The 25,912-nt window shown below is 63.0% G+C and carries 17 protein-coding genes and 2 pseudogenes; 6 read left to right on the top strand and 13 right to left on the bottom strand.

Annotation, left to right across the window (positions count from 1 at the left end; translation table 11 throughout):
- Window positions 1–183 precede the first annotated feature (183 nt).
- The 4 genes from AB4Y87_RS21890 to AB4Y87_RS21875 are packed head-to-tail and all read right to left on the bottom strand — an operon-like array spanning window position 184 to window position 6,168.
- A complete protein-coding gene (locus AB4Y87_RS21890) occupies window positions 184–915 on the bottom strand; it encodes an MBL fold metallo-hydrolase (RefSeq protein ID WP_442006357.1) in 732 nt (243 codons plus the stop codon).
- Between the two features lie 37 nt (window positions 916–952).
- Complete coding sequence (locus AB4Y87_RS21885; protein ID WP_442006356.1) at window positions 953–2,515, bottom strand: FAD-dependent oxidoreductase; 1,563 nt, start codon at window positions 2,513–2,515, stop codon at window positions 953–955.
- On the bottom strand, window positions 2,512–4,755 hold the full coding sequence (locus tag AB4Y87_RS21880) for a molybdopterin oxidoreductase family protein (protein WP_442006355.1): 2,244 nt from the start codon (window positions 4,753–4,755) through the stop codon (window positions 2,512–2,514). Before AB4Y87_RS21880 ends, AB4Y87_RS21885 begins: the two co-directional genes overlap by 4 nt.
- Entirely contained in the window at window positions 4,756–6,168 is a 1,413-nt protein-coding gene (locus AB4Y87_RS21875; RefSeq protein ID WP_442006354.1) for an MFS transporter, read from the bottom strand.
- Between the two features lie 294 nt (window positions 6,169–6,462).
- Between AB4Y87_RS21875 and AB4Y87_RS21870 the strand changes: the two are divergent.
- Window positions 6,463–7,734, top strand: a pseudogene (locus AB4Y87_RS21870) (MFS transporter); the annotation flags it as partial.
- A 28-nt stretch (window positions 7,735–7,762) separates the two neighbouring features.
- Here the strand turns inward: AB4Y87_RS21870 and AB4Y87_RS21865 are convergent.
- From AB4Y87_RS21865 to AB4Y87_RS21850, 4 genes and pseudogenes are all read right to left on the bottom strand, one after another.
- Window positions 7,763–9,634 (bottom strand): acetyl/propionyl/methylcrotonyl-CoA carboxylase subunit alpha, encoded by a 1,872-nt coding sequence (locus AB4Y87_RS21865; protein ID WP_442006353.1) that lies wholly within the window; start codon window positions 9,632–9,634, stop codon window positions 7,763–7,765.
- A gap of 60 nt (window positions 9,635–9,694) precedes the next feature.
- Window positions 9,695–10,360: a Maf family protein gene (locus AB4Y87_RS21860; protein WP_442006352.1), complete on the bottom strand. Its 666-nt coding sequence runs from the start codon at window positions 10,358–10,360 to the stop codon at window positions 9,695–9,697.
- Window positions 10,361–10,711: 351 nt separating this feature from the next.
- Window positions 10,712–13,236: pseudogene (locus AB4Y87_RS21855) on the bottom strand (MMPL family transporter).
- Window position 13,237: 1 nt separating this feature from the next.
- Entirely contained in the window at window positions 13,238–13,960 is a 723-nt protein-coding gene (locus AB4Y87_RS21850) for a TetR/AcrR family transcriptional regulator (RefSeq protein WP_442006351.1), read from the bottom strand.
- 201 nt (window positions 13,961–14,161) lie between these two features.
- Between AB4Y87_RS21850 and AB4Y87_RS21845 the strand changes: the two genes are divergently transcribed.
- Entirely contained in the window at window positions 14,162–15,553 is a 1,392-nt protein-coding gene (locus tag AB4Y87_RS21845) for an HNH endonuclease (RefSeq protein WP_442006361.1), read from the top strand.
- A gap of 118 nt (window positions 15,554–15,671) precedes the next feature.
- On the opposite strand, the gene AB4Y87_RS21840 is transcribed toward AB4Y87_RS21845, so the two are convergent.
- From AB4Y87_RS21840 to AB4Y87_RS21820, 5 genes are all read right to left on the bottom strand, one after another.
- Window positions 15,672–16,142: a YbjQ family protein gene (locus tag AB4Y87_RS21840; RefSeq protein ID WP_442006350.1), complete on the bottom strand. Its 471-nt coding sequence runs from the start codon at window positions 16,140–16,142 to the stop codon at window positions 15,672–15,674.
- 92 nt (window positions 16,143–16,234) lie between these two features.
- A complete protein-coding gene (locus AB4Y87_RS21835; RefSeq protein ID WP_442006349.1) occupies window positions 16,235–17,668 on the bottom strand; it encodes a dicarboxylate/amino acid:cation symporter in 1,434 nt (477 codons plus the stop codon).
- A 295-nt stretch (window positions 17,669–17,963) separates the two neighbouring features.
- Complete coding sequence (locus tag AB4Y87_RS21830; RefSeq protein WP_442006348.1) at window positions 17,964–19,646, bottom strand: DUF885 domain-containing protein; 1,683 nt, start codon at window positions 19,644–19,646, stop codon at window positions 17,964–17,966.
- A gap of 75 nt (window positions 19,647–19,721) precedes the next feature.
- Window positions 19,722–19,970, bottom strand: coding sequence for an acyl-CoA carboxylase epsilon subunit (locus AB4Y87_RS21825; RefSeq protein ID WP_442006347.1), 249 nt, complete (start codon window positions 19,968–19,970; stop codon window positions 19,722–19,724).
- On the bottom strand, window positions 19,967–21,550 hold the full coding sequence (locus tag AB4Y87_RS21820; RefSeq protein ID WP_442006346.1) for an acyl-CoA carboxylase subunit beta: 1,584 nt from the start codon (window positions 21,548–21,550) through the stop codon (window positions 19,967–19,969). The genes AB4Y87_RS21825 and AB4Y87_RS21820 overlap by 4 nt, the downstream gene beginning before the upstream one ends.
- A gap of 216 nt (window positions 21,551–21,766) precedes the next feature.
- On the opposite strand from AB4Y87_RS21820, the gene AB4Y87_RS21815 reads away from it, so the two are divergent.
- From AB4Y87_RS21815 to AB4Y87_RS21800, 4 genes are read left to right on the top strand one after another with little or no spacing between them, the layout of a single operon-like run.
- Window positions 21,767–22,627, top strand: a complete 861-nt coding sequence (locus tag AB4Y87_RS21815) for an SDR family oxidoreductase (RefSeq protein WP_442006345.1) — start codon at window positions 21,767–21,769, stop codon at window positions 22,625–22,627.
- A 56-nt stretch (window positions 22,628–22,683) separates the two neighbouring features.
- On the top strand, window positions 22,684–23,607 hold the full coding sequence (locus AB4Y87_RS21810; RefSeq protein WP_442006344.1) for a biotin--[acetyl-CoA-carboxylase] ligase: 924 nt from the start codon (window positions 22,684–22,686) through the stop codon (window positions 23,605–23,607).
- The gene (locus AB4Y87_RS21805) at window positions 23,600–24,193 is read left to right on the top strand and encodes a PH domain-containing protein (RefSeq protein WP_442006343.1); all 594 of its coding nucleotides are present in this window, start codon (window positions 23,600–23,602) and stop codon (window positions 24,191–24,193) included. Before AB4Y87_RS21810 ends, AB4Y87_RS21805 begins: the two co-directional genes overlap by 8 nt.
- On the top strand, window positions 24,183–25,349 hold the full coding sequence (locus AB4Y87_RS21800) for an adenylate/guanylate cyclase domain-containing protein (RefSeq protein WP_442006342.1): 1,167 nt from the start codon (window positions 24,183–24,185) through the stop codon (window positions 25,347–25,349). Before AB4Y87_RS21805 ends, AB4Y87_RS21800 begins: the two co-directional genes overlap by 11 nt.
- Window positions 25,350–25,912: the final 563 nt, after the last annotated feature.

The raw sequence follows: 25,912 nt of genomic DNA, 5'->3' as shown, positions 1-25,912 counted from the left end.
TTTTGATCGAGAGTGAAGTGGCTCCGCTTCGAACGACGGGGAGGAACAATAAAATCCATGACGGACCTTTCCCTGCCGCGTGTATCACCTGGTGGGAACAGCAAACCTGTCACACAACAGCCTGACACACACGGTGGAAACGTCGAATGCGCAGCGAGCCATCGAAACGGGCGTTTCTGTTTCCTACGTTTGGAGGCTCGCGATGGCTTCGGCGAGGGGCAGGTGCAACGCAGGACCGTGCCCCGGCAGGATCACGTTGGCTTGGATGGTGCCCAGTGAGAGTGCCGCTGCGAGGGCGGTCTCCGGATCCGAGTGGTACATCCGGTGCAGCATCTGTGGGCCGGACTTCGAACTGATCGGGTGGCCACTGGCAAATGTGTCACCTACGGCGATGGCCTGCGCCCCGGGGATCAGTAGAGCAACGTTGCCTGGAGTGTGACCGGGCAAGAGGATCGCTTCCGGTTGGCCAGGCAGGCTCCGGAGCCTGTCCTCATCCCATGCCTCGGCACGCGTTGCGGGCTCCGCCTGGAGGGCCTTCGCTTGGATGACATGGAGCAACCAGCGGAAAACGCGGGGACGCCAAGCCCGGATAATCACCTGACCGAACGTGACCTGATGCTTTTCCTTGCCCTGCACGTGTGCCAGTTCCTCCGGGGAACACAGGATGGGCGTGCCGAACGTCCGCGAGAAGTACGCCGCGGAGCCCGTGTGGTCCACGTGGCCATGGGTGATGAGCATGGCTTGGGCATCGGCGGGATCCAGACCCAGTTGGCGGATGGACTCGAGGACCAGGTCCCGGTCGGCAGGATATCCGCCGTCGATCAGTAGGAAGCCCGTGCTGTCCCGGACAATGATCCAGTTGGACGCGGGCCCCTCGACGAAGAAGACCCCTGGCGCCTGCTCAGATACGTTCACCCGAGAAGTCTAAATGGGGCACGCCTGGGCAGCGGCCTCAGGCGGCAGCCGCTTGGAAGTGCTTCTCGATGAGCCCCTTAATGTCCTCGTGGCATCCGCCGCACCCTGTTCCGGCACGGGTGGCCTTGGAGACCTCGCCAACAGTGCTGCAACCTTCCAATACGGAGTCCTCAATGCTTGCCGCGCTGACGCCTGCACAGCGGCAGACTGTGCGTTGGGGATCGTTGCTGGTTGCGCCGGAATCCAACTGGTCCGGGCCGTCCAGGCGAAGCAGCAAGGAACGGTCCGCGGGCAGCTCTGAGGAACGTTCGAACAGGACCACCAGTTCAGCAGCAGTCCGGGGCATGCCCACGGCCACCAAACCCTCCAGCACTCCGCCGCGCGTTGTCATCTTGACGTAGCGACCGTGCTCGGGGTCGGCCCACTGGGAGATCTGGCGGCGTGCCCGGCCAGCAGTGGCCCCGGCTTCCAGAAGCTCTTCGTCCCATGGATCGGCTTGGTTATCGCCGGCAACGGCCAGGTTGATGCCCCTTGCTTTCAGAACCACGACGCCCGGCTTTTCCGTCGGCAGGGCTTCCAGCGCATCCGCGGCTTCCTGGCCGTCTTGTGCCAGGACCACGAGATATTCAGCCAGCCATTCAGCCTGACGCCAGCCGGGGCCTACCAAACCGGAGGGGCCTGTGGCGGTCCGGCAATCGAGGCAGGAAGCGTCAGGGCAGCGGACCTCGGCACAATCGCCGATCGCGAACATGTGTGGCTCGTGGTAGGTCCGGAGATGGTGGTCCACCAGTATTCCGGCCGCAACAGGAAGGCCACAGCCTTCGGCCAGCTCGATCCTCGGGCGAACGCCGCAGGACAGGACCAGCAGGTCGCCGTCGATCGCCGAGCCATCATCCAGTAGCAGAGCAGAGAAAGATCCGCCGGGACCAGCGGTTTCCACACCCGTGGACCTCGCGTTGCCGGCCATTCGAACGCCGCCCGCGCGGAGGCTGCTGGTGAGGACGGATCCGCTGCCGCGGTCAATGCTCCGCCCCAAGGGGAAGGGGCCGTTGTGGACCACTGTTGCCTGGGCGCCTTCCTCCGCCGCGGCGAGGGCAGTTTCCAGGCCAAGCACGCCACCACCCAGGACCACAACGCGTTTGCCGCCGGCTACGGCTTCACGGAGCACGGCAGCATCGCGAAGATCGCGCAGGGCGGTGACTCCGGCCGGGAGAACGGGGCCCGCCGGATCAGGGTTCAAGCCGGTGAGATTGGGGATGACCGGCCGCGAGCCGGTGGCAAACACCAAGCGGTCGTAGTGTTCGTTGGTGCCGTCGGAGAGAATCACGTGCTGGCGTGCGCGGTCAATCCTCCTGACCTTGACGCCCAACCGCACGTCGACGCCGTCGGCCTCCAGTTCAGCAGCATCAGCCATGGCCAGGGCCTCAGGAGTGGTCCGCCCGACGCCCAGTTCTGCAACCATGACGCGGTTGTACGCGGCCTCAGCTTCCTGGCCGACCACCAGCAGTTGCACGAGTCCTGTGCGGACCGCGGGAAGCAGCTCGTCCACCAGTCGCGCAGCAACCGGGCCGAATCCAACAACAACAATGCGCTCGCTCATGATGCCTCCTTGGCGTGCAAGGGCAGCCCGGATCCGGCAGGCACAGCGACTGGAGCCGCTGAAACTGTGGTGGACGCTGCCCGCCGGACCCATACCCGGCTGGTCTTGAATTCCGGCATGCCGGAGATGGGATCGGTGACCGCCTCCGTGAGGCGGTTGGCGTTTTCCTGGCCCGGGAAATGGAATGGCAGGAAGACGGTGTCCGGGCGGATGGAGTTGCTGAGCTCCGCCCGGCAGAGGACCTCACCGCGCTGATTGGTCACGGTTGCATAATCGCCGTCGGCAATGCCACGCGCTGCGGCCGTGCCAGGGTGGATCAGGAGCTTAGCCTGAGGTTGGGACGCCAGCAGCTCGCTCACGCGGCGCGTCTGGGCACCGGACTGATAGTGCTCCAGGAGACGGCCAGTGGCGAGGGCCAGGGAGTCGTCCGCAAACGAACGTACAGCCCGCTTGGAAGGGGTGACTGGAACCATTACGGCCAGGCCATCAGCATGCGCGAACCTGTCAGCGAAGAGGCGCGGCGTTCCTTGGCTGCCCACGGGGTACGGCCAGTAGGCAGCTTCGCCGCGATCCAGCATGGCGTAGTCGATACCGGAGTAGTCAGCCACGCCACCGGCGGAAGCAAGCCTGAGTTCTTCGAACACTGTCTCGGGGTCATCGCTAAACATGGACGGAGCCTCGAGCATTTCCGCGAGCCTTGCCATCAGCCACAATTCGCTGCGGACGCCCGGGGGAGGGGTGATTGCCTTGCGGCGTCGGATCACGCGTCCCTCAAGATTGGTCAGCGTGCCTTCTTCCTCGGCCCACTGCGTCACAGGAAGTACCAGATCGGCCTCGGCTGCGGTCTCGGACATGAAGAAGTCGCAGACCACCAGGAAGTCCAGGCTGCGAAGTCCTTGGGTTACCGCGTTGGTGTCCGGCGCCGAAACCACTACATTGGCGCCGTGCACGAAGAGGCAACGGACGCCGTCGGGCTTTCCGAGTGACTTGAGGAGTTCGACGGCGGGAAGGCCGGCTCCAGGGATCAGCGACTCGTCCACGCCCCAGACCTTGGCGACGTGGGCGCGCGCGGCGGGATCGGTGATTTTGCGGTAGCCGGGGAGCTGGTCGGCCTTCTGGCCGTGCTCACGGCCGCCCTGGCCATTGCCTTGGCCGGTGAGTGTGCCGTAGCCGCTGCGGGCCGAGCCAGGCAGGCCCAGGAGGAGGCTGAGGTTGATGGCAGCGGTTGCGGTGTCCGTCCCATCGACGTGCTGTTCCACGCCGCGGCCGCTGAGGATGTAGCTGCCGCCGTTGCGGGCGCCTTGTGCCAGGCGCCGGGCGGTCTCACGGATGAGGGTGGCCGGGACGCCGGTGATGGACTGGACGCGCTCGGGCCAGAAGGCGTTGAGGCTGCGAACCACGGAAGCATAGCCCTTGGTGTTTGCCTCGATGTAGCTGGTGTCGGCCAGGCCTTCGTGGACCACAACGTGGCTGATGCCCAAAAGGAGGGCCAAATCTGTGCCGGGCGTGGGCTGCAAATGAATGCCGCCGCCGTCGCCCGTGAAAGCTGCGGTAGCCGAACGGCGGGGATCCACAACGATCAGCCCGCCGGCGTCGCGCGCGCCCTGAAGGTGCTGGACGAAGGGAGGCATGGTCTCGGCGACGTTGGAGCCGAGCATGAGGATCACGGATGCGGAGTCCAGGTCCGTGACGGGGAAGGGGAGGCCGCGGTCCACGCCGAAGGCGCGGTTGCCTGCCGCTGCCGCCGAGGACATGCAGAAGCGGCCGTTGTAATCGATGCGTGAGGTGCGCAGTGCCAGGCGGGCGAACTTGCCCAGCATGTACGCCTTCTCGTTGGTGAGGCCGCCACCACCGAAAACTCCGACGGCGTCGTTTCCGTACTGCTTCTGGGTGTCCTTCACAGCGGCGGTGATCAGCATGAGCGCCTGGTCCCAGGAGATCGGCTGATGGACGCCGTCGGATCCCTTGAGCATCGGTTCGGTGACGCGGCCGTTGTGACGCAACAACGACGCCGATGTCCAGCCTTTGCGGCACAGCCCGCCCCGGTTGGTGGGGAAGTCGCGCCCTGAAACTTCCAGGGGCACGGCAACTTCACCGGGTATTGCAGGTGTGGCAGGGCTTGCCGGTGCTGCGTCGGACGAGGGCGCGGGCGCTGCCCCGGCGGCCGAGGCAGCCGGGGTCAGCGTCATGGCGCACTGGAGCGCGCAGTAGGGGCAGTGGGTATCGGCGCCGTTGGGCATCTAGATGTGTCCGATCGTGTTGCGCTTCTGGGCGGGGCGGATGTAGCAGACCCAGCAGACGGCGAGCATCAGGACGTAGGCTCCAACAAATCCGTAGAACGCCGGGGTGTAGGAGCCGCTTGATGAGCTCGACGCGTTCAGCACCTGAGGGATCACGAATCCGCCGTAGGCACCGATCGCCGAGATCAGGCCCAGTGAGGAGGATGCCAACCGTGCTGTTGAGGCGCTGGGGGCGCCTGAGCGGGCTGCCCGGCTGGAGGTCGCGAAGATCACCGGGATCATTCGGTAGGTAGCGCCGTTACCGAAGCCGCTCGCCACGAAGAGCACCAGGAACAAGGTCAGGAACAACCAGAAGTTCTTCAGTGGCAGGGTCCAGATCATGGTCAGGGTGATGACAGCCATGGAGGCGAACGAAACGATGGTCATCCGGGCGCCGCCCATGCGATCTGCCATGCGGCCACCGTAAGGACGGGCCAGCGAACCGACCAGCGGGCCGAGGAATGCCAGGGACAAGGCCACTGCCCCGAGGTGGATGGAGGAGAAATCGGGGAAGTAGTCCTTGATCAGTTTCGGGAAGACGCCGGCGAAGCCGATGAAGGAGCCGAATGTTCCGATGTACAGGAATGCCATGATCCACAGGTGCGGTTCTTTGAGGGCCGCCACGGATCCAGCCACATCACCCTTGGCGCTGGTGAGGTTGTTCATGTACTTCCAGGCACCGAATGCCGCGATCAGGATCAGCGGGATCCAGATGATGCCGGCCATCGGCAGGTTCACCGTTCCAGCTGCGAGCAGGGTGATGGCGATGGGAACCACAAGCTGCGCGACGGCGGCACCAAGGTTTCCGCCCGCGGCGTTCAGTCCCAGTGCCCAGCCCTTTTCGCGGGCCGGGTAGAAGAAGGTGATGTTGGCCATCGAGCTGGCGAAGTTGCCACCGCCGAAGCCGGCGAGGGCTGCAACCAGGAGCATGGCACCGAACGGGGTTTCCGGGTTGGAAACACAGATCGCCAGGCCGCTGGCGGGAATCAGGAGGAGCAGTGCCGAGACGATGGTCCAGTTGCGGCCACCGAACTTCGGCACCATGAAGGTGTAGGGGATTCGCAGCGTGGCGCCTACGAGGCTGGGGATGGAGATGAGCCAGAAGATCTGGTTGGTATCGAACTTGAAACCTGCTGCGGGGAGCTGGACGACAACGATCGACCAGAGCTGCCATACGACAAAGCCGAGGAATTCGGCGAAGATCGACCAGTACAGATTGCGCTTGGCGATGGACCGGCCTTCGGCTTCCCACTGGCCCTTGTCCTCGGCATCCCAGTTGGCGATCCAGCGGCCGGGGCGGTGTTCAAGGGTGGGAACGGCGGTAGCAGTGGACTGGGCGGGGGCCAGTTCTTCTGCAGTGCGGTCAACAGTCACGGAGTGCCTCCTTCGGGGGACGTTGTTCTTCCAAGGTAGGTTTCACGCGTTTCGCGGACCGTCGCCCTTTGTAAACGTGCTGTGACATTTCCCTATCGGCGGGGTCACCAGCGCGTGAGGGAATGGTGAGGTATTGTGGCCCGGACCACAGAATGAGACTTTTCCATCGGTCCGCATGGTGGACTTAGTTGTCCAGTCAATGGACTGCGGGAACTATTATTGAACTCTCGAATAATCCTTCGCCGGGCGGGCTCGCCAGGGGCATCGGCCGGTGTGAACGAAAGCTGCTACTACATGTCTTCCACAGCACCATCCAAGGAAGGTGAGTTCACTAAGCCAGTGAACTCACGGGGACGGGTGATTGTTGCCAGCCTTATTGGCACGACGATCGAGTTCTACGACTTCTACGTCTACGCCACGGCGGCTGTCCTCGTATTCCCCCGGTTGTTCTTCCCCAGCCTGAACGAGACCACCCAACTCCTCAGCTCCTTCGCTGTGTTTGGGGTCGCGTTCATCGCACGCCCTCTGGGCTCGATCATCTTTGGACACTTTGGTGACAAATTTGGACGCAAAGGCACCTTGGTTGCGTCCCTGCTGACCATGGGCATTGCAACCTTCCTGATTGGTTGCCTGCCCACTGCCGCCGTTCCCGGCTGGACCATTCTGGCCCCGGCTCTCCTGGTGGTCATGCGCTTTGCGCAAGGGCTTGCCCTGGGCGGGGAGTGGAGTGGTGCGGCACTGCTGGCCACCGAAAATGCGCCCGCCAACAAGCGCGCCATTTATGGAACGTTCCCGCAACTGGGCGCGCCCATCGGCTTCATCGTGGCCAACATCATCTTCCTGGTCTTCAACTACACCCTTTCCCCGGAAGCGTTCGAAGCCTGGGGCTGGCGGGTGCCATTCCTGCTCAGCGCCGTCATGGTGATCATTGGCCTGTACGTTCGCCTCAAACTCATCGAGACTCCTGCCTTTACCAAGGTGGTCGAGTCCAATGAGGTTGCCAAGTTGCCAATTGGCCGTGTCTTCAAGAGCAGCTGGCGTCAACTCATTCTCGGTACCTTCATCATGTTGGCCACGTACGTGCTCTTCTATCTGATGACCACCTTCACGCTGACTTACGGCACGAAACCGACGCTGGCGGGGGCGCAGGCTGCGGCTGAGAAGGCCGGAAAGCCTTTGTCGGAAGCCGCGGCAGCGGCGTTCGTTCCTGGCCTTGGCTACACGCGGAACGAGTTCCTGTGGATGCTCATTGCGGGCGTGGTGTTCTTCGGCATCTTCACCCTCGTGGCGGGCCCGCTCGCAGAAAAGTTCGGACGCCGCAAGACGCTCCTGGCAGTGACCGCGGGCATCTTCGTCTTTGGGTTGCTGTTCGTGCCGCTCTTTGGCGCAGGATTCGCAGGCGCCATGGCGCTGCTGATTATCGGCTTCACGCTGATGGGTCTGACATTCGGGCCCATGGGTGCTCTGCTGCCCGAACTGTTCCCCACGAACGTCCGGTATACGGGGTCGGCTGTCAGCTACAACGTCTCCAGCATCCTGGGTGCAGCCGCCCCGCACCTTCCAGTGCGGGGCCGACGTCGTTAATTTTGGGTTCTTAGTCCTCGATCGTGGCAATGACGGCGCCGGCAGCGACCGTCTCACCCGCTGTGGCTGCCAGGCCGCGAACAGTGCCGGACTTGTGTGCGGTCAATGGCTGCTCCATCTTCATGGCTTCCAGGACAACGATCAGATCGCCCTCGGCCACGATATCGCCTTCGGCAGCTGCGACCTTGACGATGGTGCCCTGCATCGGCGAGGTCAATGCATCCCCACCGGCGGCAGCCGCTGCGGCCCCTGCCGAGCGGGAACGCTTCTTGGACTTGCCCGACTTGGTGCCCGAGCCGCTGGAAACAGCGGCGACGCTGGCGCCCAGGCCGGACGGCAGAACGACCTCAAGCCGCTTGCCGCCAACCTCGACGACGACGCGCTGGCGCTCACCGGCGTCGGGCGTTTCAGTACCCGCGCCGCTGGCCGTCCAGGCGGGGATGTTATTGACGAACTCGGTTTCGATCCAGCGGGTGTGGACGCTGAACGGTCCCTCCACCGGGGCGAAGGCGGGGTCAGTGACAACGGCGAGGTCGAAGGGGATGACGGTGGGAATGCCTTCCACCACCATCTCCTCAAGGGCGCGACGCGAGCGCTGGAGGGCTTGCTCGCGGGTGGCGCCGGTGACGATCAGCTTGGACAGCATGGAGTCGAAGTTGCCGCTGATGACGTCACCCTCCTCAATGCCCGAGTCCACGCGGATGCCCGGGCCTGTGGGGTTCTTCAACGTGCTGACGGTGCCTGGGGCGGGCATGAAGTTGCGGCCCGGGTCTTCGCCGGTGATGCGGAACTCGAAGGAGTGGCCGCGGACCTCGGGGTCCTCGTAGCCAAGAGCCTCCCCACGCGCAATGCGGAACTGTTCGCGGACGAGGTCGATGCCCGTAACTTCCTCGGAAACACAGTGCTCTACCTGGAGACGGGTGTTGACCTCGAGGAAGGAGATAGTGCCGTCCTGGCCCACGAGGAACTCGCAGGTACCGGCACCGAGGTAGTTGGCTTCCTTCAGGATCGCCTTGGAAGATTCGTAGAGCCGCTTGTTCTGTTCCTCGCTCAGGTAGGGAGCCGGGGCTTCCTCGACGAGTTTCTGGTTGCGGCGTTGCAGCGAGCAGTCGCGGGTGGAGACAACCACAACGTTGCCGTAAGCGTCCGCCAGGCACTGCGTCTCAACGTGGCGCGGGGCGTCCAGGAAGCGCTCGATAAAGCATTCGCCCCGGCCGAAAGCTGCTATCGCCTCACGGACTGCGGATTCGTACAGCTCCGGAATCTCTTCCATGGTGCGGGCAACCTTGATGCCGCGTCCACCGCCGCCGAAAGCAGCCTTAATGGCGATGGGCAGGCCGAATTCCTCCGCAAACTTCAGGATCTCGTCCGCTGATTCCACGGGATCAGCTGTGCCGGGGACCAGCGGGGCGCCTACTTTTTCGGCGATGTGGCGCGCCTGGACTTTGTCGCCCAAGGCAGAGATCGCCTCGGGGGAGGGTCCGATCCAGGTGATGCCGGCGTCGATCACTTTGGCGGCGAATTCCGCATTCTCGGCGAGGAAACCGTACCCGGGGTGGATCCCATCGGCGCCGGCCTGCTTGGCGACGTCGATGATTTTCTCCATGACCAGGTAGGACTCAGCTGCGGTGTTGCCGCCAAGGGCATACGCTTCGTCGGCGAGGCGGACATGGAGGGCGTCACGGTCCGGGTCTGCGTAGACGGCTACGGAGGCGATGCCTTCGTCCCGGGCGGCTCGGATGATGCGGACCGCGATTTCGCCGCGGTTGGCAATCAAGACCTTGGTAAGAGGGCTGGAAATGGGCTGCGCCGGGTTAGCTGACAAGTTGTTGACTCCTTCTGTCCTTGAGGAGCCTAGCGTGATTGTGAGGGTTCCGCCCATATTGATGGGGGATTCCGTGTGTGAGGAGATGTTCCTTTGTAGGGTTGCTACAAATTACTTCTACTGGCTCTTCGCGTCCCACAGCTCCGTGATGCCCACATTCGCATGGACCAGCAGGTCCCGGAGGGTGGAGATGGAAAGCCCGACGACGGCGTGCGGGTCACCGTCCACCTTGCGGATAAAGGCGCCGCCCAGGCCGTCGATGGTGAACGAGCCGGCGCAGTGCAGGGGTTCTCCGGTGGCGATGTAGGCGTCGATGTCGTTGGTGCTCATCTCTGCGAAATGAACCTCGGCGCTGGAGACCGCTCCAACCGTGGCGCCAGTGCCTTCTGTTTCCTCAGCGGATTCGTCGTCTACGTCCGCAGCGGTGTCCCGGCAGTCCACCAGCCAGTGACCAGTGTGGAGCACGCCCTTGGATCCGCTCATGCGCAGCATCCGCTCGCGGGCAACGTCCGCCGTGTAGGGCTTGCCGTGGGATTCGCCGTCGAACTCGAAAACCGAATCGCAGCCGATCACCAGGGCACCCTCGGCTTCCGGGAGTGCGGCGACCGCTTCAGCCTTTGCCCGGGCCAGCAGCAGCGCGGTGTCATGCGCGTCCGTCACGCCATAATGCGCCTGCACCGCGTCCTCGTCCACGTCCGAAACCAGGACGTCATGCTGGATCCCCGCTTCCGTCAGTAACTTGGTGCGGGCAGGGGATTGCGAGGCAAGGATCAACCGGGTCACCGTCCCAGCCTAATACGACGTTCTCTCACGTCCTGCCCGTTTCCGGGCGATCTTCTCCCACTTCCTGCCGGTTTCCGGGGGATGTTCTCTCATATCACCTCGATGTGCCGCCGCCAACCCTCACTCGCCACAGTGCGGCCGACGTAATCAATGCTCTGGTTCAGCTCGAGGCCAGGCACGACCTGATCCCGTGACGCGTTCACCTGCCAACAATGCACCCAGAAATGCCCGACGTCGGCACCCAAGTTGAGTGCCGACGTGAGATCGCCGGGGGATGTGAGAGAACGTCGGTCAGATCGCCGGTGGATGTGAGAGAACATCTGTCACAGCCAGCGTGGATGTGAGAGAAGGTTAGTGGACCAGTTCCTCAGAGCCGGCCTTCGGGCGATCGCTGCGGTTCAGTTTGGCGCCTTCGACGTCCACATCCGGCAGGACGCGCTGCAGCCACTTGGGCAACCACCACGCCTTCTCGCCTAGCAGGTACATGACGGCGGGAACGATCGTCATGCGGACAACGAACGCATCAATCAGCACACCGAACGCCATCGCGAAGCCCAACGGCCGGACCATGGTGAGGTGGCTGAAAATGAAGCCTGAGAACACGCTGACCATGATGATCGCGGCCGCCGCGACCACTGCTGCGGCGTGGCTGAAGCCGCTGCGAACGGAGTGTTTGGCGTTCTCACCATGCATGAAGGATTCACGCATGCCCGATGTGATGAACACCTGATAGTCCATCGCGAGGCCAAACAGCACGCCGATCAGGATGATCGGCAGGAAGCTCAGGACGGCGCCCGGGTTGGCGACGTCGAAAATCGCTCCCAGCCAGCCCCACTGGTAAACGGCCACGACGGCGCCAAATGCGGCAGCCAGTGACAACAGGAAACCGCCGGTGGCGAGCAGAGGCACGACAATCGAGCGGAAGACCAGCAGCAACAGGATCAGCGAAAGCCCGACGACGATCGCCAGGTACGGCGGGAGGGCAGCCCCGAGCTTGGCGGAAACGTCAATGTTGCCGGCCGTCTGACCGGTGAGGCCGATGCTGACGTCGAGGTCCTGGCGGATTTGGGTGCCCTTGGCGCGGACGTCGGAAACTACCTGGACTGTGCTGGCGCTTGCTGGTCCTTCTTTGGGAATGACTTGGAAGACAGCAGTCTGGCGATCTTCGCTCAGTGCCACCGGCACTGCGGCCGTGACGTTCTCCACGCTGCGCAGCTGATCCGCGACGTCGAACTGCTTGTTCTTGGCATCGGTTTCGCTGAGGCCTTCCGGGAACCCGGCGACGACGACAATCGGCCCCGTGACGCCTTCTCCGAAGCTGTTGCGTGTGAGGTCGTAGGCTTTGAAGGCTTGCGAATCGACAGGCTCGGATCCGCCGTCGGGTAGTGCCAGGCGAAGCTGGGAAGCCGGTAGAGCCAAGGCGCCCAACAGCACGACGCTGGCCACGAGGGAAACCCAGGGGTGCCGTGTGACCAAGCCGCCCCAGCCACTGCTGCTGCGCTTCTCTTCCAAGGCCCGGTCCGCGGCTTCGTGGCCCGGCTCGGCATTGTGCCTGGCGGCCTTCGCCCATGCGCGCTTGGAAATCAGTCTGCGACCGATCAACGCCAGAATGGCGGGGGTCAGCGTCAAAGCCACGACGACGGCGACGGCAACTGTCGCTGCGGCGGCAACACCCATCACAGCCAGGAAGGGCAACCCCGGGACCACCAATGCCGCCAGGGCGATGATCACTGTGAGGCCCGCGAACAGCACGGCATTTCCGGACGTACCGGTGGCGAGGGCTGCGGATTCCTCGCCGTCCATCCCGGCCAGAAGCTGGTTACGGTGGCGGTTGACGATGAAGAGGGAGTAGTCGATGCCCACTGCAAGCCCAAGCATCAGAGCGAGCATCGGGGAAATGGAGCTCATGGTGATCACGCCGGTTAGGGCGAACGTTCCGCCGACGCCTACAGCCACGCCGATCAGGGCCATGACGAGGGGCAGGCCGGCTGCGATGAGTGTGCCCAGCATAAGGATCAGAACGAGAGCTGCCACGGCGACACCGACGATTTCCGCGACTCCGAAGATCTGCGAGACGTCCTCGGTGATTTCCTTGCTGGCATATGCTGTGACACCCGCGGAGGATACGCCCTGAACGATCTCCTGAACTTGCTTGCGGACGGCGGGATCAACAGCGTTGATGGAGGTCTTGAATTGGACCTGGGCGATGGCGGCCTTGTTGTCGCTGGACACGAAACGCATCCCTGGGAGGCCTCCAGCTGGCGCTTTCCCAAGGCCAACGCGGCGGCTCCGTCCGCTGCTTCCTTGGCACCGGCGTCGAGCTTTGCTTTGTTGGCGGTTAGTTCGGCCTGCTGCGGCGCGAGTTGGGCCTCGATTTGTGCAGGTGTAAGCCCTGAGGCTGCCATCTGCTGTTCCGCTCCCGCAAGTTGGGCTGCACCGGCTTCCAGTTGGGCGCGGGCTTCGTCCAGCTGAGTCTTGCCTTCGGCGGCCTTCGCTTCACCAGCAGCAATCTCGCCGGCGGCCTTGTCCAACTGGTCCTGGGTGGTGAACGGATTCACCGTCCCTTGCACGTCCGGCATGGCTTCGAGCTTGTTGAGCGCAGTGGCTACGGCATCCTTCTTGGCTTGGTCGAAACCAGAGTCTCCGGCGTCGAAGGCCACGCTCGCCGAGCCGCCGGACGCATCGGGCAGGGCTTCTTTGAGCTTGTCGGCCATCCTCTGCGTTTCCGTGCCGGGGATGCTGAAGTTGTTGGACATGGTGCCGTGGAAGGCGGCGGCCGACCCTCCCACGGCCACCAGGACTGCCAGCCACAGCGAGATGACCAGCCAGCGGCGGCGATAAGAAAACTTGCCCAGGCGGTAGAGGAACGAGGCCATGTCAGAACCGATCTGTGGAGGTGGAGTGGAATGATGTGTTCGCGGCTGACACCGCTTGCGGGGTGACTTCCGACGACGGCGCGAAGCCGGCTCCCAGAAGGCCCATGGCGTCGATGAGGTGCTGGCGAAGAACCTCAAGCGAATCGGGCGATAGGTCAGGGCCTCGCTCGGCGAACCAGACTGTCATAGCCGCCTTGCCGCATGAGATGACAGATCCGGCAAGGGCATGCAGGTAGAGCTCGCCGGTGTCTGGTCCGAGTCTGCTGCGGGCAGCGTCGATAATCTGCCCTGTGCAGTGTTCCCATGCTTCGAGCTCGGAACGGGCCAGGGAGCGGTTCTCCTGAGTGAGGCTGAAAAGTTCGGCCATGGGTGCTACCGACATGGGATCTGCGAGGGCCATCAGCGCGGCCTGTGCGGATTCGAGGATCGATTCCTCCGCCGGGCGCAATCGGAACTGCTCGAGGGCGCGATCCATGAAGCCGTCGGCCACGGATGCGAGAGCAGCCTCGAGACTCGCGAAGTAGTTGAAGAAGGTCCGTCGGGAAACGCCTGCACTCGCGGTGATGTCCTCCACCGTGAAATTGCCGGGGCCATTACTACGTAGAAGGTCCAGTGCCGCGGTAGCAATGGAGGCGCGGGTTGCTGCCTTGTTGAGCTCGCGCCGCGAGGGGCCGGCGGGCTCGCTGACTTCTGCGCTGATCGGTTCAATACTGTCTGGGGTCACATACTTACACTAAGTGCAACTTTGCACTCTGCGCAATATTCACCTGAGCGGATGTCGAAAATATCAGTTCTTATTGCCCGGCAACCCAATCCGGGGGGAGCTAATAATGTCGGTGCCTGCTGAAAGAGTGTGGGTATGGACTTGGACAGCGAAGGGCAAACGATGACCGCACTCTCATCGTCAGTTGTTCCTGCCCGCTTCATGCCTCCCGTTGCGGCCAGCGTGGTGAGCAGGGACCTTATCCATCAGCTGCGTGCGCTGGAAGACATGAAGTCCGCTATAGCCGGTTTACAGGCCAAGATTGCTGTGGCGTTCGACCTCGCCCAGCGCCAAGCCCAGGCCGAGATGGATGTCCCCTCCGCTGAGCGTGGTCAGGGTGTGGGTGCGCAGATCGCGTTGGCCCGGCGGGAGTCACCGAACAAGGGGTCCCGGCTCCTCGGACTGGCGAAGGCACTGGTGTCGGAGATGCCGCGCACCATGGCCGCGTTGGAAACCGGACACCTGAACGAATGGCGAGCCACTCTGTTGGTCAAGGAAACCGCGTGCCTGTCCGTCGAAGACCGGGCAGCCGTTGATGAGGAACTCGCCCCCGACACCGGAACCTTCGACGGCGCTGGAGACAAAACCATCATCGCCGCCGCACGAGCCGCCGCCTACCGGCGGGACCCCCGCTCGGTGACCCAGCGCGCAGCCCATGCCGCGTCCGAACGGCACGTCAGCCTCCGGCCCGCCCCGGACACCATGACCATCCTCACCGCATTGCTTCCGGTCGCCCAAGGGGTCGCCGCGTATGCCGCGCTCACCCGGCACGCGGACTCGGCCCGCTCCGGCGGGGACACCCGTAACCGGGGCCAGGTCATGGCCGACACCCTGACCGAACGCCTCACCGGCACCCCAGACGGGATCAGCGGTGTTGATGTGCAACTCGTCATGACCGACCGCACCCTCTTCCAAGGCGACAGCGAACCAGCACGGCTCCAGGGCTACGGAATCGTCCCCGCCGAATGGGCCAGAACCCTCGTTGCCGGAGGCAGCAACCAGACGAACGGAGCACCCGAACGCGTCCAGACGGACGGGGAGTCGCGAATCAATGGTCAGACCGGAACCAGCGGCGAGGCCGGGGTTGTGGGAAAGGCCGGGACCGACAACCAAGCGGAATCCGGGCAGGCCAACTCGGGTACGAAACGCATGGATCGCGAGGACCTTAGGGTCTTGCTTCGCCGTCTATACACAGCACCAGCCAGTGGTGAACTGCTGGCCATGGACTCCAAAGCCCGGCTCTTCCCACCCGGAATGCGGCGCTTCATCGAAACCAGGGACGACACCTGCCGCACCCCCTACTGCGACGCGCCCATCCGCCACATAGATCACATCGTCCCCTGGCACTACGGCGGTGCCACGAGCCTGGCCAACGGCGCGGGACTCTGCGAAGCATGCAACCACACCAAAGAAAACCCTGGCTGGAACGCAAAAACAATCCCCGGCGGCAGACATGAACTCGAAGTCAACACACCCACCGGACATACATACCAATCCAAGGCCGCACCTTTGCCGGGTCACCCACAACGGTCAAGATCGGCGTCCAAAACCTAGGCCAGCAACAGGAAAATCCACCTCCGGTACGACGAATCCCGCACTTGTTCGCTCTATTCACCGTTCAATTGCGAGTAGAGCGTAAAAGGGCGGGACCCGTGGCGCGAAGGGAAGTAGGTCAGAACTGGTGCGGGGGTGCCTGCGGCGCAGGGTGAGTCGGCTGCACTGGCTGTTGCTGACCCTGCTGCGCTGCCTGCTGCCCTTGGGCCGGCTGGGACGCGGTCTTGGTCAAGTACACGGACTGGCCGGTGGCGCCGGGTTCGCCTTCGCCGAGCGGGAGCACGTAAACGGCCGTGCCATAGGCGCAGACTTCAGTCCAGTTGGTCCCCATTTCGGAGGTGTCGAAGCGCATGGCGACAATTGCGTTGGCGCCGCGCTGCTGGGCCTCGTTGACCATCCGGGCCATGACTTCCTGTCGGCTTTCGTAGAGTGCCCTGGTCATTTCAGGCAGCTCGCCGCCACCGAGGGAGCGGAAACCGGCCAGCATCTGGGAGCCGATATCGCGGGAACGGACAGTGAGGCCCATGACTTCGCCAAAGACGGCGTCGATGCGGTGGCCGGGTATCTCATTGGAGGTGACGATCAACATGCTCCGAGCCTATCCAGCTTTCGCCGTTAAACCGCGCAATCCCCGGGGGAGAAGTCCCCAAGGGATTGCGCGGTGCGAAAAGCCAGCTGGTGCTATGCCTTGGAATCGGCCAGTTCGCGCGCCTCGTTCTCGGCAGCAGCCGTGTCGTTGGCGAACTCGTCAGCGAACGCGGCGCCATTGCGGGGCGCGTTGTACAGCGATTCGTCCAGGATGCCCTGGCGCTTGGCGACGATTGCGGGGATGAGCGCCTGGCCTGCCACGTTGACGGCTGTGCGGCCCATGTCCAGGATGGGGTCGATCGCCAGCAGGAGTCCGACGCCGGCCAACGGCAGTCCCAGCGTGGACAGGGTCAGCGTGAGCATGACAACGGCGCCTGTGGTGCCTGCCGTGGCAGCGGAACCCAGCACGGAGACCAGCACAATGAGGAGGTATTGGCTGAAGTCCAGGTTGATACCGAAGAACTGGGCCACGAAGATCGCTGCGATGGCCGGGTAGATCGCCGCGCAACCGTCCATTTTGGTGGTGGCGCCGAGCGGGACGGCAAAGGAAGCGTAGCCCGAGGGAACGCCGAGGTTACGCTCGGCGACGCGCTGCGTGAGCGGCAGCGTACCGATCGAGGAACGGGAGACGAAGGCCAACTGCACGGCCGGCCATACACCGGAGAAGTACTGCTTGATGGAAAGGCCGTGGACGCGGACCAGGATCGGATACAGGACGAAGAGCACCAGTGCCAGGCCGATGTAAATGGCGGCCGTGAACTTGCCAAGGGAGCCAATGGTGTCCCATCCGTAGATGGCCACGGCATTACCGATCAGGCCGATAGTGCCCAGTGGAGCGATGCGAATGATCCACCACAGGACCTTCTGGATGACAGCCAATGCCGAGGCGTTGAAGGTCAGGAACGCTTCTGCCTGCTTGCCGACCTTGAGGGCAGCGATGCCGACGGCAATCGCGACCACCAGGATCTGGAGCACATTGAAACTGACGGACGTGCTGACCGTGGTGGCGGCATTAGCGCTCTCCGTGACAGTGGAGCTCGCGCCGAGTCCGAGGAAGTTCTTGGGGAATAGCCCGATCAGGAATGCCCACCAGTCTCCGGTTTTGCCGGCGTACTCGGCCTTCTGGGTGATCCCGGTAGCTGCACCAGGCTGCAGGAGCACACCCAATCCGATACCGATGAGCACCGAAACCAGTGAGGTGATGGCAAACCAAAGCAGCGTGTTCCAGGCGAGGCGGGCCGCATTGGAAACCTGGCGAAGGTTGGCGATGGAGCTCACCACCGCCGTGAAGATCAAAGGAACGACGGCGGTCTGCAGCAACGAGACGTAGCTGGAGCCAATCGTTTGAAGAGTTGCGCCGAGGCCGTTGGGGGCGGTCTTGGTACTGCCGGTGTACTTGGCGATGAGGCCAAGGACTAGGCCGATGATGAGGGCGGCAATGATCTGGACGCCGAAGGATCCTGCCCACTTGGGAAGCTGGAAGCCGCTCTTTGCAGGCGCGGAAGTGATGTTATTTGAGGTGCTCACAAGAACACGCTAGGTGCACCCCAAATAACATAGCGAACGGACGTTTAGAAATATTACGCCGCTACAACACCCCTATTCGGGCCCGTGCCTTGAATACCGGCGAACTACCGCTCGAGTATGAAGTTATTCCCCAGCCCACTGTGGCCATTGTCTCGGTCAAGGGACGCGCTGCGCCGCCGTCGTCGACTGGCAAGGCACCATGGCCGGAGGACAGACATCCGGCAGCGTGCGTCAAAGCGACGAAGGAGCAGCACGCAGAGGATGTGTGTCCTCCGGACACGCCGGACCTTGCAACTTAACCAAGCAACGCCCGCCGCAGCACGTCCAAACCGACCGAGCCAATGTTTAGTGCTTTGCTATGGAAGGACTTCAGATCGAACCCTTCGCGGGTTTCAAGCTCGGCCCGGATCTGTTCCCAGAGCCGCTGCCCCACCTTGTACGAGGGCGCTTGCCCGGGCCAGCCGAGGTAGCGGGTGAATTCGAACTGGAGTTGGCCTTCGCTGATGTCGAGGTTGGCCTTGAGGAAGTCAAAGCCCTTTTCTGGCGTCCAGGTGCCGGTGCCCCAGCGTTCGGGGACCGTTAGTTCCAGGTGTACGCCGATGTCGAAGACGACGCGGGCTGCACGCATGCGTTGGCCGTCCAGCATGCCCATGTGGTCGCCGGGGTCTTTGAGGTAGCCCAGTTCCAGCATGAGCTGCTCGGCGTAGAGTGCCCAGCCTTCGCCGTGTCCGGAGACCCAGCAGACGTTGCGGCGCCAGTTGTTGAGGAGTTCGCGCTGGTAGGTGGCGGTGGCGACTTGGAGGTGGTGGCCAGGTACGCCTTCGTGGAAGACGGTGGTTGTTTCGGACCAGGTGGTGAAGGTGTCTTCGCCGACGGGAACGGACCACCACATGCGGCCGGGCCGGGAGAAGTCGTCGGAGGGGCCGGTGTAGTAGATGCCGCCTTCGTCGGTGGGGGCGATCATGCATTCGAGGGTTTTCATGACGTCCGGGATGTCGAAGTGGACGTCTGCGAGCTCGGATACTGCGCGGTCCGAGAGTTCCTGCATCCACGCCTTCAGGGCGTCTGTGCCTTTGATCTGGCGGGCTGGATCGTTGTTGAGGATGCTTTTGGCTTCTTCGATGCTGGCGCCGGGTTTGATCTGTGCGGCTACCTTTTCCTGTTCGCTGATGAGCCGTTCCAGCTCTTGGACGCCCCACGCGTAGGTTTCCTCGAGATCAACGGCCGCCCCCAGGAACGAACGGGAGGCGAGGGCATACCGTTCCCGCCCCACCGCGTCCTTTTCCGGGGCAGCGGGGAGAAGCTCGTCCTGGAGGAAAGTACCCAATGATTCGTAGGCTGATCGTGCAGCGGAGGCACCGGCGTCGAGCTTGGACTGAACGTCTGCGGGAAGCGGCTGCCCACCAAGGGAAGCGGATGAAGCCATCTTGGCGAAGAATCCGTCCTCGGCGGCGTAGCGGGCAGTTTGCTCGATGACGATCCGAACCTGGCGCGCGGCGGCTACTTTGCCGTCTTCCTTGGCGGCACGAAGCGAGGAGATGTAGCCCTCGATGGCGCCGGGAACGTTGGCCGCACGGCCGGCAATGTGCTCCCACTGCTCCGCCGTATCCGTTGGCATGAGGTCGAAGATGGCGCGGATGTCCTGCGCGGGCGAAGCGATGTTGTTGAGGTCGGCAGCATCCCAGCCGGTGTCGTGGATCTCCAGCTCCAGCCCGAGCCGCTCGCGCATTGCGTCCAGGGTGACGACGTCGGACTCGTCGGTGGGTTCCAGCGCCGCCAACGATTCCAACGCCTGCCGGGCAGCCTGCGCATGGGCCTCGGCTCCTGCAGGCGAGAAGTCCTGATATTCAGTCTCGTGCCCCGGCAACCCCAACGTGGTGGCGAAGCTGGGGTTGAGTTCGATCAGCTTTTCCGTGTATGCGTCAGCAACGGAATCGATGGCGGTCTTGGGTCGTGCAGGCGTGTTTGCAGTAGTCACCCACAGAGCCTAACCGTGAGTCGGCTCACGTGAAAGGGTTGTTGCACTTTCTTCCCGCCACCGCGATGAAGCGAACTATCCGCGGCTGCGCTTCCATGCGCCCGGACCCGGCGTGGGGTCAAGGCGCAGCTGCTGACGCCGAACCCAATGACGAACGTTCGGCTTTGCAGGCTCCGTCGTCGGGGGTACTCCGACGGAGGCGACGACGGCGGCAAGCGCCGCGAGTTCCTCGGCGGTGGGTTCTCCCTTGACCACGGAGAACATAGGAGCGACGGGTTCGGGGGCTGAAGGGTTATCCTCAGCCCGATGCTTTGCCGGGCTCACAGCGGGATGTTCCCGTGCTTCTTGGTGGGCAGGCTGGCGCGTTTGTCGCGAAGGGCGCGCAGGCCGCGGATGATCTGGAGACGCGTGTCAGAGGGTGCAATGACGGCGTCCACATAGCCCAGCTGAGCTGCCTGGTAAGGGTTGAGGAGTTCTTCCTCGTAGCCCTGGATAATCTCTGCGCGCTTGGCTTCGACGTCGCCACCGGCCTCGGCAACCGCTGCGAGATCGCGACGGTAAAGGATGTTCACTGCGCCCTGGGCGCCCATGACACCGATCTGGGCCGTGGGCCACGCGAGGTTCAGGTCCGCGCCGAGCTTCTTGGAGCCCATCACGATGTATGCGCCGCCATAGGCCTTGCGGGTGATGACGGTGAGCTTGGGCACAGTAGCCTCAGCGTAGGCATACAGGAGTTTGGCGCCTCGACGGATGATTCCCTGGAATTCCTGGTCCTTGCCGGGGAGGAAGCCGGGCACGTCCACCAGCGTGATGATGGGGATGTTGAAAGCATCGCAGTGCCGGACGAACCGGGCGGCTTTCTCGGATGCGGAGATGTCCAGGGTGCCTGCGAACTGCATGGGCTGGTTCGCAACGATGCCGACGGTGTGGCCTTCGACCCGCCCGTAGCCGATGATCACGTTGGGGGCGTACAGCGACTGCATTTCAAGGAAGTGGGCGTCGTCCACGATCTGCTCAATGACCTTGCGCATGTCGTACGGCTGATTGGCCGAATCCGGGATCAGTCCATCCAAGGCGAGGTCGTCGTCGTCGAGTTCCAATTCCTGGTCGTGTTCTACAACCGGCGCCTCGGAGAGGTTGTTGGAAGGCAGGAAGTCCAGGAGTTCGCGGACGAATTCAATGGCATCGGCTTCGTCAGAGGCAAGGTAAGAGGACGTACCGGTGGTGGCGTTGTGCTGGCGGGCACCGCCCAGCGTTTCCATATCCACGTCCTCGCCCGTGACGGTTTTGATGACATCCGGGCCGGTGATGAACATGTGGGAAGTCTTGTCCACCATGACCACGTAGTCGGTCAGGGCGGGGGAGTAGGCAGCGCCGCCGGCGCAGGGGCCCATGATGAGCGAGATCTGGGGGACGACGCCGGAAGCGTGGACGTTGTTGCGGAAGATATCCGCGAACATGGCCAGGGAAGCCACGCCTTCCTGGATGCGCGCGCCGCCACCGTCGTTGATGCCCACCACAGGGCAGCCGTTGCGGAGGGCGAATTCCTGGACCTTGACGATCTTCTCGCCGTTAACCTGGCTCAAGGAACCGCCGTAGACGCTGAAGTCCTGGCTGTAGATGGCAACGAGCCGCCCGTCCACTGTGCCGTAGCCGGAGACGACGCCGTCGCCCAGGGGCTTCTTTTTCTCCATGCCGAAGGCTGTGGAGCGGTGGACGGCCAGGGCATCGAACTCAACGAATGATTCGGGATCGACCAGGAGGTCAATGCGTTCGCGGGCAGTGTTCTTGCCGCGTGCGTGCTGCTTTTCGATCGCTTCCGGGCCGGAAGGCTGCTCTGCACGGGCCTGGCGGTCGCGGAAGTCTGCAATCTTTCCCGCTGTCGTTGTCAGATCGTGGCTCATCAAGTGTCTCCGGCTCTGTAGCTGATTTTCGCTGGCGCAGTTCTGGTGCAAACAAGTAGCTGACTTAAGTAGCTTCCGTACAAAGAAAAGGCCCCGCTGGCCAGTCTAGTGACGCCATTGCCGCGAACCGCTGTAGAAACCCTACAATTTTCGGCGCCCAAGCCAAAGCTGTATGTATGTTACCCGTGAGTAACATAGTTGGGTTAGAGTGTCTCCATGACTCCAACCCCTTATGTAGCCAGCGGTTCACTCAAGGGCCGCACCATCGTCATGTCCGGAGGAAGCCGTGGAATCGGATTGGCCATCGCCACCCGTGCCGCCCGCGACGGCGCCAATATCGTCCTGATGGCCAAGACCGGAGAACCCCACCCGAAACTTGAGGGGACCGTCTTCACTGCTGCCGATCAACTGGTCGCCGCGGGTGGCCAGGCGCTGCCGCTCGTTGGTGATGTCCGCAATGACGACGACGTCGCCGCGGCGGTGAGTGCCGCCGTCGAGCGCTTTGGGGGAATCGACGTCGTCATCAACAATGCGTCAGCGATTGACCTCTCGCGCACGGATGCAATTGACATGAAGCGTTACGACCTCATGCAGGACATCAACGTCCGTGGAACTTTCCTGCTCTCCAAGCTGTCCCTCCCTGCGCTGCGGGAATCCGGGAACGGGCACATTCTCACGCTGTCTCCACCCCTGAACCTCGATCCAAAATGGGCCGGGATGCATCTGGCCTACACCATGGCCAAGTACGGAATGAGCCTCACCACCCTGGGACTCGCCGAGGAGCTTAAGGACGACGGCGTCTCGGTCAACTCGCTCTGGCCTTGCACCCTGATCGATACCGCGGCGATCCGGAACATGCCCGGTGGGCAGCAGATTGTGAAGGCCGCCCGCGGACCGGAGATCATGGCCGATGCTGCGCACGCTGTGCTGACTGGGGCCAACCTTGGCGACGGTTCCGCGGGTTCGGGGAATTTCTACACCGACGAAGAAGTCCTCAGGGCAGCCGGTGTGAAGGAGTTTGCGCCATACAGCCTCGGCGCGCCTGAGGACCGGCTGGTGCCCGACATCTTCCTCTAAGCGGATTCCCATGATTCGGGCAAGTTCTGCGGGCCGCAACTGGATAGGATTCAGCTATGGATGCCGAACAGCCTGCCAGCAGCGAACCCCTCGACCCCAGGCCCGGGGAAGACCGGCCGTCATTGGACCGCGAGGCACTGCTCCAGCCTGATTTCCTGTCGGCAACCGGAATTTCCCAAGTGAATATTGTCGAGTCCACGGGATCCACCAATCAGGACCTCGTGCGTGCCGTAACTTCGGAGCCCAAAAAATGGGCCGACCTTGCTGTGTTGACCGCCGAACACCAGACGGCGGCACGCGGACGGCTGGACAGGCACTGGGAATCGCCCGAGCGCTCCGCCGTCTCCGTTTCCATGGTGCTGCGACCCGTCACAGCCGAAGGCATGCCCGTGCCGACGCAGAGTTACTCGTGGCTCTCACTGCTAGCCGCCGTTGCCCTGCGCGAAGCATTGCAGGAAACGGCCGGCATAACTGCAGAGATCAAGTGGCCCAACGACGTCCTGATTAATGGACGGAAGGTTGCCGGAATCCTGGCTCAGATGACGCCACTGGGTGACGGATCGGTCCCTGCAGTGATCTTGGGCGTCGGCCTCAACGTCTCGCTGGCGCAGGATGAATTGCCCGTGCCAACCGCAACGTCCCTGGCCTTGGAAGGGGCCACGACGATGGACCGCACCGCCCTGCTGAAGAGCTACCTTTCGCGCTTCAGCCGGCTTTACCGCAGCTTCTGCAACTCTGAGGGCGATCCCGCGGCAGGGTTGGCAGGTGGCCCCTCGCTGCATAAGCGCGTTGAGTCGGCAATGGTCACCTTGGGACGCGAAGTGCGCGCGCACCTGCCCGGCGACCACGAAATAGTGGGCCACGCCTCCCGTTTGGACGAGCACGGATCGCTCCTGGTGGTGGACCACGGCGGCCGGGAACATGTTGTGACGGCAGGTGATGTGGTCCATCTGCGCGCCACGGAAAGCGGTTATGCGTAAAGAGTTGCTTCCGGGGGAGCAGGTCATCACCATCACGCGGCAACAGCCCCGCTCGCTGTTCTTGCCAACGCTGGCCTTCATCGTGATTCCTGCCCTGGCGGCGTACGCCTGTGCATGGATCATCAAAGGAAATCCACAACGCCTTGCACCATTCATTACAGTGGAATGGACGCCATGGCTTGTCGGTGCCTGTGTGGGCTTGGCAGCACTCGTTCTGATGGCCTACAGCCTGAAGCGGGTGCTGAAATGGCGTTCCGTCAGGTTCATCCTGACGAGCCGCAGGATAATTGCCAAGTACGGAATGTTTCGCCGCGGCGACTGGCAGGTGTCATTGATGGCGGTCCGCAGCGTGGGGGTCCACCAGAACCTGCTGCAGCGGACATTGCACTCCGGGAATATATCCTTGGATACCGGGCCCTCTGGCGAAGCCGTCTTGACGGACGTTCCGGAGGTCGGAAAATTCAGGGGCTACATTCTTGACGCCATGGATGAACTGCCCAAAGGTGGGGTTTTTGAGGGTGAAGTCCTGTCGGACGTTGATGGATTGCCGTGGGAATTGAGAGAAGGTGGAAGAGATGAGCGTTGAGGATCAGCAGTCCGGCGAGGACCTGGACGAGGAGTTCGACGCCGTACCCGAACCTTCAGTAGATGAGGACACGGAACCAGCGCCCGTGACCACTGGCCCTCCCACCGGCGTGATGTCCGCAGAACGCCTGGCCATCAAAGCGCTTGAGGCGAGGTTGCTTGGCGGCGAACGCAAGCTCCGCCGTCGTGAAGTTGCTGCAGGTGCCGGTGTCTCCATTCTTTCCGCGCGGAAGTTGTGGCGGGCTTTGGGCTTCCCCAACTTCGGCGACGACGACGTCGCGTTTACCGAACGTGACCAAGCAGCGTTGTCCACCATTCTTGACCTTGTCCGCGCGGGGATCCTCACCGAGGAAGCTGCGATATCCGTTACCCGCTCCATCGGCCAGATGACGGACCGCATGGTGGTCTGGCAGATCGAAGCACTGGTTGAAGACATGGTCCAGGAGCAGGGGATTCCGGATGCCGTGGCCCGCAAGCAATTGGTGGGCCAGCTGCCGGCGCTGGTGGATTCCCTGGAAGAGATCCTGGTCTACTCGTATCGCCGTCAGCTCAATGCCGGTGTTCAGCGGCTTGCCGTTCGTGCCGAGGCCGGCCTGCAAGCGAGCGAAGAAGGCCGCGAAGGGGACGAGGACGATTCCCCCTTGCCTTTGGCCCGTGCCGTAGGGTTCGCCGACCTCGTCTCCTACACAAGCCTCTCCCGGCGCATGAACGAGAAAACCCTGGCCCAAATGGTGCAGCGCTTCGAGAACAAATGCGCCGAGATCATCTCCGTGGGCGGCGGACGCCTGGTGAAGACCGTGGGCGACGAAGTTCTCTATATTGCAGAGACCCCTGCTGCGGGCGCGGAAATTTCCCTTGCTTTGGCGCAGGCGTTTACGGAAGACGAGATCCTGCCACAGGCACGCGTGTCCATGGTGTGGGGGCGCATCCTGTCCCGACTCGGCGACATCTATGGCCCCACCGTGAACCTTGCGGCGCGGCTGACCACCCTGGCGCAGCCGGGCACGGTGCTGGTTGATGCGATGACCGCTGCTGCACTCGGACAGGACGAACGCTTCGTGCTGGTCCCGCAAAAGTCCGAGAATGTCCGTGGCTTCGGCGAAATCCACCCCGTGATGCTCGCGCGTGGCCGCGGCAAGGGTTTGGTGCTGGACTAGCGCTCTCTCACGTCCTGCGGGTTTTTGCGCGTCCTTCTCTCACGTCCTGCGGATTTTTGGCGATCGTTCTCTCACGTCCTGCTGGTTTTTGGCGATCGTTCTTTCACGTCCTGCGGGCTTTTTGGGGATCGTTCTCTCACGTCCTGCTGGTTTTTGGGCAATCCTTCTCTCACGTCCAGCGGGTTTTTGGCGATCGTTCTTTCACGTCCTGCGCCGACGCCGGGATAGCCGCGAAAGCTTAAGCCCGACGTCGGGAGTTTGCGGTCCTTGGTTTTCCCGAGGCAGCCTCATGCCCGGCGAAGAAGAAGACACGATCAAGGCTGCTCAACGGAACTCCCGCGCGTCGGCCAGAAACCGGTTGGACGTGAGAGAGGATCGGCCAGAAACCGGTTGGACGTGAGAGAGGATCGGCCAGAAACCGGTGGGACGTGAGAGAGGATCGGCCGAAAACCGGTTGGACGTGAGAGAGGATCGGGCTCAGGTTTCGCAAATCGATGGAATAACCTAGTATTCTGATCGGGTGCAGCAGGGGAGTTCTCCCCATCGCCGCATCCCCGGGGAAG

It is taken from the genome of Paenarthrobacter sp. RAF54_2 (genome assembly GCF_052113945.1).
Lineage (GTDB): Bacteria > Actinomycetota > Actinomycetes > Actinomycetales > Micrococcaceae > Arthrobacter.
This window is presented reverse-complemented; position numbering and strand designations above follow the sequence as displayed.